This is a genomic window from Streptomyces sp. NPDC057638 (assembly GCF_042800315.1).
Classification (GTDB): Bacteria; Actinomycetota; Actinomycetes; order Streptomycetales; family Streptomycetaceae; genus Streptomyces.
Genome location: NZ_JBHVHF010000208.1, coordinates 1 through 14,647 on the forward strand (window position 1 = coordinate 1; position 14,647 = coordinate 14,647).

Consider the following 14,647-nt stretch of genomic DNA (forward strand, 5'->3'; position numbering starts at 1 on the left):
GGTGCGACGCACCGGCCCATCGGGTTCGCGGGAGGTCAGCGGTGCCTGGTGCGCCGCTTACGGCTGACCAGGACGACGGTCGCGCCCGCGCCGAGCAGCAGGGCGACGAGGGCGATCACCTCGCCCAGGCTGGAGGTACCGGTGTTGGCGAGGCCACCGCCCGGTTTCCGGCCGCCTTCCGGGGTCGGGGTGTTGGGGGGCGGCGTCGATGAGGGTGTCGGGGTCGGAGTCGGGGAGTCGGTCGGGGACGGTGTCGGGGTCGGGGACGCGGTCGGGGTGGGCGTCGGTGAGGGTGTGGGCTTCGGGATGTGCACGCCCGCGTCGATGGTGTGGTCGACACCTCCCGCCTTGGCCGGTGCGGTGACCGGTGCGTACCCGTTGCACAGCCGGCCGGTGGTCGGCGGGGTCACATTGGAGTCATGGACCCGGTCGTCACCGACCGTGGGCAGGGTGAACCGCAGGTCGGTGGCGGGCGGCTGCTCCGGGACCGCGCTGGTGTCGGCGGTGCACACATCGAACTGCACGGTGTACTTCGCGCCCGGGGTCAGCTCGTACTCCGCGCCGACACCGCCGAAGTAGTACTCACCGGCGGCGTTGGTCTTCGTCGTGGCGACCTGCTGGCCGTCGGCGTCGAGCAGGTTGATCGTCGCGTCCGGCAGCAGCACGTGTCCGGCGTCCTGGATGCCGTTGCGGTCGCCGTCGAACCAGACCACGTTGCCGATCTGGATGGGTGCGTTCGCCGCGGCGTACGCGATGTCGCCGAGGCCACCGGCCTTGCCGAACCCGTTCTGGTTGGGGCCGATGAACTGGTAGGCGTTCTTGGCCGGGTCGTTGCCGGGGCCACGGCCGGTGGTGACGTCGTAGTAGCCCGTCCCGTTGGTGATGACCACACCCGTCGGGTCCATCTGGGTGCTGACGACCCACTGCTGCTGGGGGATGTAGGCGACGGATCCCAGTGCGGACTCCTGGTGCGGCCCGGGGTTGGTCGCGGAGCCGCCGTTGGGGAAGAAGTCACCCGGGAAGTACTCCACGACGGCACCGGGCTGGGCCCCGTCGACGCTCGGGTCCGTGGTGTTGTCGGGGCAGCTTCCGGTGCCTTCCCACGCGAACTTTCCGGTGGGTGTGGCGCAGGCCATGCTGATGTCGCCGCCGGACATACCGTGCTGCGGGGTGTCCCGGCCCGGCCTGGGGTCGAGGCCGCCCCAGCTGACGACGTCCATGAACCGGTCCCGGAAACCGAGGATCAGCGACCCCTCGCGGGTGAAGGCCATACTGGCCAGCGCGGGCTGTGGGTTGATCATCGCGCTGCCCACCTGGAAGGAGTCCCAGTCCGCCAGGTCGGTGTTCCACGGGTTCCAGTGGTTGACCTGGTCGCGGCCGGGGTTGCCGGCCAGCACGGCGCCGCGCTCGGCGGTCAGCGGCTGCGACAGTACGGTGGTGAACGCGTCGCCGTCATAGGTCGCGACGACGGCCTTCAGGTCCGCGCGGCTCTGGGTGCTCTCGGCGCTGCACACACCCCCGACGTACAGGGTGTTGTTGTGGGTGGCCACACTGAACGGACGCCAGTCGCCGTCCGCCGCGCAGCCGGGATCGGGGATGGCCACGGTCTCCTCGGGCGCCTCCGCCGAGGAACCGGTGGCGTCGAAGCTGACCAGGCTGCGGGTGAGCAGGTTCACCGCGTAGAGGGTCGAGCCGTCCTCCGACAGCGCCAGCCCGCCGATGCTCTCCTTGCCCGGTACGTCGGTGAACCCGGCGTCCTTGATCAGGTTGGCGGTGTCGTGCGCGGTCTTGGTGGCGCCCGGCACCTTGGCGAACAGCTTGGTGTCGCCCCCGTCGGCCGGGACGGTGTAGATCGCGTCACCGCCGTCCGGCCCGTACGCGGTGTAGCGGCGGGCGAACGCCGACTGGAACAGCTGCTCGCGGTATCTGTCGTAGGCCAGGCCGTAGGTCGTGCCCACCTGCTCCTGGGTGTTGATGACCGCCGGGCACTCGGCCTGCGCCGGGCAGTTGCCCCGGACGCCGGTCCCGAACGCCACCAGTGCCCGGTTGTCCTTGGCACCCGCGCCATTCTGGATCGGGACGAAGTAGCGGGAGTCGGGGAGCGCGTAGTCGGCCGGGTTCCACACCCCGGTGGTCACCGAGGCGTCCTTCCCGTCCGAGATGTCCACGAAGGAGGTGAAGCTGTCGAAGTGGTTCGGCGCGGTCGAGGCGGGCGCCGCCCGCAGATAGTCGCTGTAGGGGGCCGGGACGGTGACATCGACCCGGTAGCGGCCGCCGGTCAGCTCGTCCGACGGCGGCACGATGACCTTCCCGGTGACATCCGTGACCCCGGTGACGCGACCGCCGTCCGGATCGGTGATGTCGACCTTCATTCCCCGCTGGGGCACGTCCATGGTCGCGTTGATCACGCCGGTACCGAAGAAGTCCCGCAGCACCTCGACGGTCAGGGTGCCGTCGGAGGCCGCGGCGCCGGCCTGCCCGGCGCCGGTCAGGATCACACCTGTGCCGCCCCCCACCAGTAACAGGCCGGACAGCCCGATCCGCACCAGTCCACGTAATGGCATCGCATTCCTTTATCTCGTCCTGATCTTGCACCAAACTCGGCAAATCCCAGCCGGAGCGTACTCGCTGACGGGTCATCATGTCTGGTAAGCGCGTACTTTGGAGCGCCTCCGCGGAGAGCTGTTACAGTCGCGCCGCGTGCGGACCAACAGAGCCATCAGGAAGCAGAGCGGCGACAGCGGACGAGGGGCCCGGGGGCGCGGAGCGGGCCACCGTCGGTGGCCGCGGTTACGCTGGGTGGCGGCCGCCGTCATCGGCGTCTCGGCCGCCACAGCCCTCACCTTCGCCCTCCTCGGTGACGGTGGTGGCCCCACCACTCCCCGGGCGCTGACCCCGGACGAGGTGAACCGCCTGGCGATCACCCGGTTCCTCAACTACCAGGCGGGCGGCCGGGCGGTGACGATCACCGTGCCGGGCACCAGCGGCGGGCTGGTCATCACCGGATCCATCGACTACCGCACCCACACCGGTTACGGGGTGGTGCGCGGGACCGGGCGTGACGCGTCCAGCGACGGGCTGATCCAGTGGACGGCCACCACCGTCCTCGTCCGCCCCCTGGCGGACCCCCCGCCCACCGCACCGGCGTCGCCGCCGGTATCCGGCTGGTACAAGCGTCCGCTGCGGACGACCGGGATGTCCCTGGACAGCTCGCTGGGCATCGCGCTCGGCCTCGGCGGTGACCGGCCGGACAATGCCGCGCTGCTGCCGCAGAACGGCGCCGCGTGGGTCGGACGGGACCGGGTGCGCGGCCACCGGACCGACATCGTCAACGGGCCGAAGGCCGCCACCAAGACCCGTACGTCACCGACCGTGCGCTACTGGATCGGCCCGGACGGCACCATGTACCGGGTCCGGGCCGGTATCGCCTCCGCGTCGCGGCCGGTGGTGTTCGACTTCGACACCCACCCGTACGTCCCCGTCCGGCCGGTCCCCGGCCTCAGACCGGCGCGGTAGCCACGCCTCTGGTCCGTAGATCAGAGCCGCGCGACAACCCACCCCCTACGAGATCCGCACCCGCGCGCGCTCGGCGAGCAGCGACGGCGGCGGCAGGGTGACGGACCCGAGGTCGGCGGCGCTGGGAAGCGCCGGAACGTCCGGTACGGCGGTGGCGCCGGTGCTGGTGGCGCGGGGGAACTCCGGCTGCGGTCCGGGCGCGGCCACGTCGGTGAACGGGATGCCCGCGGGCGCCGTGGGACTCCGCCAAGTACCCGAGGGTGTGGGCGATGTGCCGGGCAGCGGGCAGGACGCGGTGGCCGCGAGCCGCGCGGGTACGGTCGTACGCAGGGTGTTTCCGCGCAGACAGTTGCCCTGACCACGGGTGGCGGTGGTGAACGTCCAGCCGATGTCGACGGCATTGGCGGTGAAGGTGTTCTCCGTGATCCGGTTGCGGTCCGCCGTCAGGTCGGCGGTCGCGGTGATCATGAGACCGACGTTGGTATTGCCGGTGATGCGGTTGCGGAGGAACTGGTTCTCGCTGCCGCCGTCGACACCGACGCCGATACCCCAGCCGCCGTCGGCCTGCTCCGGGGTCCGGGTCTGCTGGTTGTCCGCGATCAGATTGCCCGCGACGACGGTGTCACGCTGCGGGAGCAGTTTCTCCTGGTGGTCGGAGTTGATGGTCAGTCCGACCCGGTTGCCGGCCAGGCGGTTGCCGACCACGTACAGCTCGCCGCTGGCGTTGGTGTTCTCGTAGCCGACGGCGTTGAGTTCGGAGACGTTGTCCCGCACCACGATCCGGCACGGTCGGCACTGGCCGACATAGATCCCCGAGTCGGCGCCGCCCGAGGTGTAGGAGTGCTGGATGACACCGTTCCGCGCGGAGAACGCGTAGATGCCGTAGAGGCCGTTACGGGTCGCGGTCACATGCGAGACCAGGAACGACGTGAGCAGCCTGACGGGTTCGTCACCCGTGTCGTATCCGCCGCTCCCCGGCAGCCCGGAGACGGCCGCCGCCGAACCGGTGACCAGCACCCCGTTCTGCGTGTTCCTCCGTACGGTCAGATTCTCCACGGCCACGCCGGGGGCCGTGACGACCACCCCGTTCGGCCGCCGCAACTGCCCGTCGATGACGACCTTGTCCCGGGACTCGCCACGCAGCGTGACGCGCGCCGTGTCGATCCGCACCGACTCGTGGTAGACCCCGGGGGCCACCAGCACCAGGTCACCGGAGCGGGCCAGGGACACCGCGGCGGAGATCGTCGGGGCGTCGCCGGGCACCCGGATCGTCACCTGCCCGCCCTCCGGCCGCCGGCCCCGGTCCGATCGATCGTCACCACCGCCGCCGCCGCAACCGGCCACCAGCGTCAGCACACCCAGGACCGCCGCCGTCGCGCGAAGAGCTAATCGAGACATGATCCCAGTCTGGCACGGTGGCGAAGTCACCGCTGGAACACGGCAGTTGGGCTGATGGACGAAGACGGGTGTGGCACCCTACACACCATGCACCGCGCCGACCGCCCGCCGTCCCGCCGCGCGTTCCTCGATGTCACCGGGGTCACGGTGGCCGCCGGTCTCGTCGCCGGGTGCTCACCGGACTCGGCCCGGCCGGACCGGCCCACCCCAGCGACGGCGGCCACCCCGGCGCCGGTCCCGGCGACGGGCCGCTACCAGGCGGGCATCACGCTTCCCCGGACGGCCCAGCGCAATCTGCTGGCCCTGGTGGCCGACCTCGGCCCCGCCGTGGCGCCCGGCCCGCTGCTGGCGGAGCTCGGCGAGACCGTCCGCGCCCTCACCACCGGGTCCGCCCCACGACTGCTGGGCCTGCCCCCGGGCGATCTGACCGTGACCGTCGGCGTCGGCCCACGGCTGGTGCGGATGGCCGGTCCCGCGCTGCCCGGCGCGGCCGACCTGCCGCGCTTCTCCCGCGAGCGGATCGCCACGCGGGCCCGCGGCGGTGATCTGCTGCTCCAGATCTGTGCCGATGACCCGCTGCTCCTCCCGGTCGCCGCCGCCGCGCTCCTGGACCGGGCCGGTGACCGCGTCCGTGAACGCTGGCGGCAGTCCGCACGCCGGGGTACGGACGTGCCCGTCGCCGAGGGCCTCACCGCACCGCGCAATCTCCTCGGTTTCATCGACGGCATCGTGGGCCCGCACACGACCGCCGAGCAGGAGCGCGACCTGTGGCTGGCCGGACCCCCCTCGGTCGCCGGGGGCACCCTGGCCGTACTGCGGCGCATGGAGCTCGACCTGACACGGTTCGCCGCCCTGTCCATCGCCGAGCAGGAGGCGGTCTTCGGGCGGCGCCGGGCCAGCGGGGTGCCCCTCTCCGGCGGTACCGCCGCCTCAGGCCCCCAACTCGGCGCCAAGACTCCCGACGGGCGCTATCTCATCCCGGTGGACGCCCATGTGCGCCGGGCGAACCCCACCGTGGTCGGCGTCGGCCATATGCTCCGCCGTTCCTACAGCACCGACGAGCCCCCCGGTCTGCTCTTCATCAGCTTCCAGAACGAACTGCGGACCTTCACCGCCACCCTCAGCCGCATGGACGCCTCCGACGCGCTGCTGCCCTTCACCACCACGACCGCCAGCGCGACCTTCCTGATCCTCCCCGGCTTCGGCCGGCGGCGCCCGCTCGGATCCCCCCTGTTCGGCTGAGCCGCGCCCCCTCCCCGTCTCCCCCGCGACAGCCGACAGCGCCCAACCGGCCCCCGGGAACGGCGAAAGGCGGTACCGGATGTCTCCGATACCGCCTGCGACCCGCGAAAACGCTGGTCGGGACGACAGGATGTGAACCTGCGATCCCTTGGCCCCCAGGAGTGTGAGCCACCTAGATTATCTGCATATACCAGACTAATCACGGGCGGATTCTGTGCGCTGGGAGGCAGGTCATGTGGCCCCGTGCATACCGTGTGGTCCCCAAGTGGTCCCCGGATCCGGCAGTGTGACGCACCCGGCCCGACTCTGGAATGTCAGAAGATCACCCGCGCCGACACTGCTCTGGGCACACGGCCATCCGTCTGGCTCGGACCGCCGGAAGTGCCGAGGCGTACCCATTGCCCCGTGGGGGTGACGGCGAGAGGGAAGCGGTCTGCAGCGCGAGCCTGCCACCTTCCAGGCGCCGATGGCGGTTTCGCTGTGGTCCCAGTCGTAGTACGCGCCATACCGTGACGGATCGACGACTGCTGCCCGGCGTCAGCCCTCAAGCCGCGCGCCCAGTAGCCCTTCGGCCCGGTCCGCCTACGACCCCCTCCTCATACCCACGGCATGCAGAGATGTGAGCCAGTGCGCCAGCCCCGTCCCCAAGAAGGTGGCATACGCCGATTCCCAGGTCTCCGGTGAGATGGGAGGAGTGTGCCGTCGCCCCGGGCCACCGCGCCAGATCGGCAACGCTGTCCTCCTGCGGCCGGCGGCGCACCTGCCGGTCCCACGCATCGGCCGAACCTTCACCCGTGACAACCTCACCCTGGCGGCCTGATGCCCGAACCCTCTTCGCCCGGCGCAGACTTCGGCCTCGGTGACACCCCGCCCGCCATGCCGCACCTGCGGGTGGCCAGTCTCCGCGAGGGAGTGGGCTGGCTTCTTGAGCTCGGTGGAAGCCTGGAGCCTTCTCTCCGGGGACTTCAATTGGCTCATGCTTTCGATTTTCGCTTGCGCTGTTCATTGCCCGCTGGATTTTTTCAGTGACTCGCCCTGGTGTAGGAAATGATCTGAGTTGCGAGTGTGGCAACGGCCGCCGCTTCGATGACGGATGCGACTAGCATCGGAGTGGAGTCTCCGGATTTGAACCAGCAGGCGATCAGAGCTACTGCGGGGATTCCTGTGAAAACTGCGAGGTCGACGGCGCACTGAATCGATCGGCGTTGAGTGCGCCTGCCGTCTTCGCGATGGAAGTGCTCCCAACCGAAGGTCATCAGCGGTAGCTGGGTCAGGGTGTTCATGCGGGGGCCGAGACTGGTGCGGATGTAGCGGCCCATGGCGCTGATCTTGTTGTCGTTAACCAGGTATGTCCATCCGAGGGCGGTGACGGCAACAGGCAGGAGGAGGAGCAGCAGTGGGGCGTGCCGTCCGGCCTGCAGGGCGGCGACAAGGGTGCCGATGGTGGCGGCAAGGGTGACGTAGAGCAGGTTGTCGCGGAAGCCGATCCTGGTTTTCTGCTCCTCTTTGATTTGGTGGTACTCGGCAAGTAGCGCTGCGAGAGGAACTGATTCTTCCCCCATGGGGCTCCTTTAGCGTCAGAGAGTGACGCTATTATTGTTAGCGGGCCCGGCGGGAGTTCAGGAGACCTGCCGTACCACGAGGCCGGTGCATTCGAATGAGGGAAATTTCGTATCCATAGTGGCGTCGTCTTCGCTTGGGGGTTCGGTGAGTGATATCACATCTCGCCCTGTGGTGGTACTGACCGCTCTGGGCTTGGAATACGAAGCTTTTCGAAACCATTTGTCCGAATTGCATCGTGTTTTGCATGCCGGGACCATCTTCGAGGTGGGAGTGCTCACCGGGACGGACCACTCCGTGGCCCTGGCCGAGGTCGGTGCGGGGAACCGGCCCACCGCTGTCGCGACCGAACGCGCCCGTCAGCACTTGGACGCGTGGGCCGTACTGTTCGTCGGTGTCGCGGGAGCACTGAAGAGCGACTTGGCGCTCGGGGATGTCGTGGTGGCGAGCAGGGTGTACGCCTACGAGAGCGCCAAGCACACCTCCGCCGGCACGCTCCCTCGCCCTCAGTCCTGGCCCTCGTCCCACATGCTCGCCCAGGCGGCCCGGCACGCCCTGCGCGGCCGGGACTGGCACGCCCGGGTCCCCGGGAACGTACGCCTCCTGTGGAAGGAGAACGGGCCCGTTGTGCACTTCAAACCGATCGCGGCCGGCGAGGCGGTCCTCAACACGCTGAAGGGAGCGGTCCGCCAACAGCTAGAGCGGACCTTCGAGGACGCGGCAGCCATCGAGATGGAGGGCGCCGGCCTGGCCGAGGCCGCCAGCCTCGGGGGCATGGATGCCTTGGTCATCCGGGGGCTCAGTGACTACGCGGACGGCGCGAAGGCAGCGGCCGACGCCGCCGGGACGCAGCCTCTCGCCGCTGCCCACGCCGCTGCGGCGGCAGCGGCGGTCATCGCCGCCCTGCCGTCCGGACCGCCAGGCGCGCGCAGCGGCGCGGCCCCGGCCCGGCTGGGGTCCACAGGTGGGCCGGTACAGGTCAACACCGCGCTCACCCACGGCACGGTCAACGCAGTCCAGAAGGGCTCGATGGTAATCCGTCAGAGCCCGCCTCCCCTGCCCCCGGGAGCGTGACGGTGACGCAGGACGAACCGCAGGGGGACGCGGGTGGTGGCGGCCGTCCTCCTCCGGGCCGGGAGCGGCTGGTGCAGGTCAACACCGCCACCGCTGGCGGACCCGTGTATGCCGTCCAAGAAGGCGATATCAACATCGTCCAGCAGCACTCCGCGGACGGATCGCTGCTGTTCGTGCAGTGGGAGCGGAGGCTGCGCCAGCTCACCCCGGGGATTCTGCGCACCACCGGCGGAGAAGACCTGCGCATCGACAGGAGTGCGGCCGCTCAGCGCCTGGCAGCGCTCGTCACCGATATCGGGCCCGGCGGGACCGTTCTGGTGAGCGGGGAGCCGGGAACCGGGAAGTCGGCGCTGGCGCTGCGCGCCGTCGACGAGCTGCGGAAGCAGCGGTTCACTGTCGTCGCGGCCGCCTTGCCCGCGCTGGCCGGGCATCAGTACGGGGTGCGGGAGATCCTGGAGGGTGCCCTTCCGGCGGCCGTCGACGGCGGGCCACGGCGGTGCGCCGTGCTCCTGGACGGCGCCGAGGCCGTTCAGGAAGGGCTGGAAGCCCTGGCCGTCGAGGCCGTGGAGGCGACTCGGCACTGCGAGGCCACGCTTGTCCTGGTCAGCCGGGACGACGCCGTCGACAGCCTGCGGCAGGCGCTCGAACCGACGGGAGGCCCGGTTCGGGAGTTCACCCTCGCGCCGCTGGACGACCGGGAAAGCGCCCAAGTCCTGTCCGCGGCTCCCGAACTCGCCCGGATCGCCCAGGACGTCCGGTCGCGCTGGCTGCTCGGCCGACTGACGACCGTCGACCTGCTGCTGCGCGCGGCGCGTACCGGTGCCCGCCTGCCCGACTCGCTGTCCTGCGAGGCGGACGTCTACACCGTGGTGTGGCAGGCCCTGATCCTGCACGGCGGGCGCAGCAGTGAGGGGGTCTCGGGTGATGACCGGGCCGATGCCCTGGTGTCCCTGGCGGAGGGGCGGCTGACGGCCCGCCGGGTGCGCCTGCCTTCGGGGCGGGCGTTGGCCTCGTTGCGGTCGGCCGGCATCCTGGCACCGGTAGGCGAGTTGTCGGCCGTGGGGGCTGAGGAGTACCAGTTCACCCACGACGTGTTACGGGACTACGCCTTGGCGCGGCGGCTGCTGCTGGAGGACGGGCTGGCCCTGCTGGAGCCGCTGGGCCCCCGGTGGGCGGTACGGGCTGCCCGAATCGTGTGCCAGGCCAGGTTGTGGCAGCGTGGGGGCGGGCCTGCCTCGTTCCAGGCCCGGTGGGCGCAGCTGTCAGCCTGGTTCGCGGATCTCGCCGCGGTGCACGGGGCTAGGTGGGCGGAGGTGCCGTGGGAGGCAGTGCTCGCGGCAGGCTGGTGCGGGCAGGCGCTGGAGGGTTTGACCGGTGCCCTGGTCGGTGATCCGGATCTGCTGGATGTGTTGTTGTCGTGCGTGCAACTGCGTTTCGGTGACGAGGGGGCCTGTGACCCGGTCATCGCGGCACCGGTTGTCGCGTGGCTGGCCGCGCACACGCCACTGTTCGCGCCAACCGCCGACGATGAGCCCTCACGTCGTGAGGAGGTGGCGATCAGCTGGCTGCGGGGCATTGCCCGACTCGAAACGGCCGGAGCGGATGTGTCGCAGTACCGTCCTGTGCGTGTCCTGGTGCGGGAGTGCCTGCTGCGCGGCGAAGGACGTGTCGGCCGGGGCGTGCTTCGGCTCGAGGCACTGGGGTTGCTCGGATGCGACCTCGACGACAGGGGGGCCGATACGCTGCGGGCAGTCGCTGCGACAAACCGCCGCGAGCTGGCACCGGTGGTGGATCGCTTCGACCCCGCGCGTGCGCTCGCCGCCTGTGATCCGGGTCTGCTGCTGCGGCTCGCGGCGGGCTACTACTGCTCGGAGCCCGGCTCCGAGGAGGGGAACCGCCGACGACGGGAGGTGTTCCGGGGGCGGCACGAGTACCAGGGGCTGGCGCTGCGCAGCCAGGCTGCTTGGTATCGGGGTCCGTTCATGGCACTGCTGCGGGCCTCTCCCCCGCATGGGCTGGCGCTGGTGTCGGCGCTGGCCCACGATTGCGTGTACGGCCCCGTCATGGAGTACTGGGACGGTGTCACCGAGTGGGTCCCGGGTGAGCCGGAGGGTACCTCCGAGCCCGGCGGGCAGGCTCTGGAGGCGGACCTGCTGGGCACCGGTGTGCGTTCGTACGCCGGAGGCGCGGGAGTATGGGGCTGGTACCAGGGAGCTCTCAACGGCCCGCAGCCGTGCGTCAGCGCCCTCATGGCCCTGGATCTCGTGCTGCACCATATGATCGCGGCCGGAATGCCGCTCCGGCACGCCGCGGAGTTTCCTCTGCGCCGGGTGGGCACAGCCGCCGGCGCCGGCCTGGCCTACAGCGTCCTAGTACGCCACCTGGACAGCGTCACGGACGAGCTGGACGACTTCCTCGCCCAGCCCCTGGTGTGGTCCTTCGAGAACCAACGGGTCACCTACCGCGCACTGTTCCGCTCCGGGTCCCCCGACGATCTGCCCGGCGACACCTTCCTGGGGGCGCAGCCCGGCCAGGTCGCCATGCACCTGGTCATCCGGGCCGCGCGGAAGGGCGATGACGAAGCCCTGGAGCGGCTGCGAGGTGTGGCGCGCCGGCTGCGGGAGGCGGATCCCGGGGAGTTGGACGCCGTGGCGGTGGGCAACTGGGCCGACCATCTGGACTGGGACCGGTACAGCATCCGCCAGGAAGGTCGGGCGATGGTGATCGAGGTCCTGCCCTCCCCCGACATCGTGAACCGGATCGAACGGAGGCGGGCGCACAGCAGCCTCCAGAGCACGCTGCACGGCATGATCACGGCCTACAAGGCGATGACGGACCTGTGGCGGCGTGCCGCGGCTGCGGTGCCCGAGGATCTCGGCCAGATGGCCTTGGACCTGCGCACCGCCCGGGAGGCCGCCAAGAACCTCGAGGATGATGCCGGCTCTGACGAGGTTGCTGTCCACGCCGTCGACGGGCTGTACGCGGTGGCCGCCGGGGCCGTTATGGCCGCCTCTGTAGGCCACGAGCTGGACGGCGGTGACCTGGAGTGGGCGGTGGGGCTGCTTGTGCACGCCATCACGGACCGCGTACCGACAAGTGCCGCCGATGCCACCTACCCCTGGGGCGGGAGCCGGATGGCGGCGCTGGTCCTGCCCCGGCTGCTGCTCCCTTGGCCCGGTCCGCGGATCGCCCCGGCCCTGGCGGAAGCGGCGGCTCGTGCCCTGCGCGTGGCGGCGTGCCATCCGGTGCACGAGGTGCGGCGGTACACCTGCGACGGGCTGGCCGTGGTGTGGGCCGAACCGTGCACCGCCCCGCCGTCTAGCTGCCATCACACGCTTGCCTGGGAGGCGGTCCTCGAACAGATCCTGCTGGTTCCCTCCAACCCCCTCATCGTCCCTGACTGGTATTCCGAGGAGGAGCAGGAGGGCTGCGCGGCCGTGCAGCCGCACACGGCCTGCAGCGAGGCGGGTGCCCTCACCGCTGACCTCGATGCCATGGAGGATCACCTGATCCCTCTGGATCTGCTGTTCCCGAGCGTGGCAGCGGTACTGGATGCCGCCGCCGGCGGGCGCTGCGCCGCTCCGGCCGCGAGGGCTCTGCGGCCGGCGGTGCTGAACGCCTACATCCGGGCGGCCTGCGTGAAGCAGGGCAGGTTCCACAACCTGCGTTCCGACATGATCGCCCCGCTCGCGGCGGCCGTCCTGCACGCCTCCCGCCACGAACCCGCCGTCGCGACCGGGATGGTCGACCAACTAGCCTACTCACCAGCGGTACTGGGGTTGTTCCTGAAGGCCCTGAAGATGGCGGCCACCTACGAACCGGGACTCGTCGGCCCGCTTGCGGCCCTGTGGCCGCACGCCATGGAGACCGCCCTGACTCTCCCACCACCCACGGACCAGACTGGCCAGGCACACCGGGGCAGGGAGGATCTGCTGTGCGAGCTTCTGCCCGAGCCCAGCCCCCACGGTTCCGACACGCGCCTGGACTCCGTCGTCCAGCGGGCACGCGCGAACTGGCTGTCCGCGTATCCCCTACACGAGCACATTGAGGCATGGATCCTTGAGGCCCGAGGCGTCCGGCGGTGCGTGGATGCCCTCGTGGGTCTCCTGAAGTCACAACCCCTTGGCTTCCAGCTCGACCCTGGCCTGCGCTGGGCACGAGATCTTTCCGTCCCGCTCGACGACGCGCCGGTCTCACCGGGCTTCCTGATGCCCGAATGGCTCGAGCGCCTGCACCCCCTCCTCACCGCCGCCACTCGCCCCCACTACCTGGCCCTCCTGGACGCCTTCGCCCAAGCCGGACACGCGTTCGCCCAACATCTCCAGCAGCAGGACGAATAGCCACCGCCCGGACCGAATCTCTCGCACCCGCCCATGGCCGTGGCCGCAGGCGCTGCGACCGGCACAGTCCTGTCCGGGCAGCCTCGGACAAGGTGACCCTCGCGGGGTCTCATCTCTGGACCGGGCTAGGGTCGATGGTCCTGAGGACGTCCACCGAAGGGTGACGGAAGGAACGCGATGGCCACCGAGCAGCCTCTTGGCAAGGTGCGAGAGCTCCTGAGCGACGCAGGACTCGGCACGGATGTGAACCTGATGCTGCGGCCGTCGGAAAACTACCTCTTCCTCGTCATAGCCTTTCGTCACCGGGAGCTTCCTCGGCAACACCGTGCGCCCGGCGTCGGCAGTGATCAGCCGCACCCAGAGCCGGGCGACGCCCGACGGCACCGGAGACGTCAAGTGCGCCACCAACTACGGCCCATCTTCGTGGCGCAGGAGTCGGGCCGCCAGCAGGTGGTGTGGCTGGACTCCGCCGAGCGCCGCTGGGCCGAGGAGACAGGCGGGATGAACCTGTTCTTTGTCCGGGGCACCGGCACCGGCGCCGAGCTCTCCACCACCCCGCTGACCGGAGCCCTCCTGCCGGGCGTCGCCCGTGACTCGCTGCTGCGGCTGGCGGCTCGGCTACCAAGTGAGCGAGCACCAGATCTGGCTGGACAAGTGGCGGGCCGGATGCGCCAGCGGCGAGATCACCGAGGTGTTCACGTGCGGCACAGCGGCTGGGGTCACCCCGGTCGGCACAGTACGGGACACCGAGGACGACTGGACCATGGGCCCGGTCACCCACACCATGCGCGAGTCCCTGACCGTCCTCCAGCACGGCCCCGCCTTTGACCCGGACGCCTGCATCCACCGGGTCGGCTGACCCGTCACGGACGAGCGCGCCGCAGCCTCACGGCTGCTCGGCGCGCGGGCCCGGCCGCTTGTGGGCGGGCCATTCGGCAGGGCGACGGGAGCCCCCCCAGCCTCGCGGAACGGCCTGCCCACGACGGGTACGGAGGTAAGGTGGGCCACGCCTGTTGCGAGGTGGGGCCATCCACGGTGGCGCGCCCCCTCAGAGTGGCTACGCGCCGATGTCGAGCATGACAAGGAACGCGAGATCACAGGGCCGGACTGGAGAGACAACAGCCTCGTCTTCAACACCCCTACTGGACGGCCTCTCGACCCCACCAACCTCACCCGCCGCTTCCGTAGCTTCCTCGACCGGGCCAGGCTCCGCCCCATCCGCATCCACGACCTCCGACGTTTGACGGCGCCCCTTCTCCTGGAGCAGGGCGTGGACCTCGTCGTCATCAAGGAGTTGTTGGGGCACGCCCACATCGGCGTCACCGTCGGCGTCTACGCTCACCTACGACTCCGACTCCAGCGTGACGCGATCGACGCCCTGGGCCATGCTCTCGGCGGCCAGGACGGCGACCCTGACGACCAACCCGTTACAGCCGTCGTCCGCTGACGTTGCCGTCAGCGTTGCCGTCACGCAGCACGAAGGCCCCGCCGGAGAACTCCGGCGGGGCCTTCATAAT

Annotated in this window: 9 protein-coding genes; 6 read left to right on the forward strand and 3 right to left on the reverse strand. The window is 70.4% G+C overall.

The features are described from left to right. Positions 1–35 precede the first annotated feature (35 nt). Positions 36–2,564, reverse strand: coding sequence for an SdrD B-like domain-containing protein (locus tag ACFVIM_RS24440; RefSeq protein ID WP_384305042.1), 2,529 nt, complete (start codon positions 2,562–2,564; stop codon positions 36–38). A 235-nt stretch (positions 2,565–2,799) separates the two neighbouring features. Here ACFVIM_RS24440 and ACFVIM_RS24445 point away from each other — a divergent pair, with 235 nt between their 5' ends. Further along, positions 2,800–3,516, forward strand: coding sequence for a hypothetical protein (locus ACFVIM_RS24445; RefSeq protein WP_384305044.1), 717 nt, complete (start codon positions 2,800–2,802; stop codon positions 3,514–3,516). Between the two features lie 45 nt (positions 3,517–3,561). Here ACFVIM_RS24445 and ACFVIM_RS24450 read toward each other — a convergent pair whose 3' ends face one another. Beyond that, the gene (locus tag ACFVIM_RS24450) at positions 3,562–4,914 is read right to left on the reverse strand and encodes a nitrous oxide reductase family maturation protein NosD (protein ID WP_384305047.1); all 1,353 of its coding nucleotides are present in this window, start codon (positions 4,912–4,914) and stop codon (positions 3,562–3,564) included. Positions 4,915–5,001: 87 nt separating this feature from the next. Here ACFVIM_RS24450 and ACFVIM_RS24455 point away from each other — a divergent pair, with 87 nt between their 5' ends. Next, positions 5,002–6,156 carry a Dyp-type peroxidase gene (locus ACFVIM_RS24455; RefSeq protein ID WP_384305049.1) on the forward strand — a complete coding sequence of 385 codons (1,155 nt, stop codon included), beginning with the start codon at positions 5,002–5,004 and terminating at the stop codon, positions 6,154–6,156. Between the two features lie 1,022 nt (positions 6,157–7,178). On the opposite strand, the gene ACFVIM_RS24460 is transcribed toward ACFVIM_RS24455, so the two are convergent. Beyond that, entirely contained in the window at positions 7,179–7,718 is a 540-nt protein-coding gene (locus tag ACFVIM_RS24460) for a hypothetical protein (RefSeq protein WP_384305051.1), read from the reverse strand. Positions 7,719–7,890: 172 nt separating this feature from the next. On the opposite strand from ACFVIM_RS24460, the gene ACFVIM_RS24465 reads away from it, so the two are divergent. From ACFVIM_RS24465 to ACFVIM_RS24480, 4 genes are all read left to right on the forward strand, one after another. Next, positions 7,891–8,790, forward strand: a complete 900-nt coding sequence (locus tag ACFVIM_RS24465; protein WP_384305060.1) for a nucleosidase — start codon at positions 7,891–7,893, stop codon at positions 8,788–8,790. A 2-nt stretch (positions 8,791–8,792) separates the two neighbouring features. Beyond that, positions 8,793–13,130: a hypothetical protein gene (locus tag ACFVIM_RS24470; protein ID WP_384305053.1), complete on the forward strand. Its 4,338-nt coding sequence runs from the start codon at positions 8,793–8,795 to the stop codon at positions 13,128–13,130. A 589-nt stretch (positions 13,131–13,719) separates the two neighbouring features. Beyond that, on the forward strand, positions 13,720–13,989 hold the full coding sequence (locus tag ACFVIM_RS24475) for a hypothetical protein (RefSeq protein ID WP_384305055.1): 270 nt from the start codon (positions 13,720–13,722) through the stop codon (positions 13,987–13,989). Between the two features lie 60 nt (positions 13,990–14,049). After that, the gene (locus ACFVIM_RS24480; RefSeq protein WP_384305057.1) at positions 14,050–14,577 is read left to right on the forward strand and encodes a tyrosine-type recombinase/integrase; all 528 of its coding nucleotides are present in this window, start codon (positions 14,050–14,052) and stop codon (positions 14,575–14,577) included. The last annotated feature ends 70 nt before the right edge of the window (positions 14,578–14,647 follow it).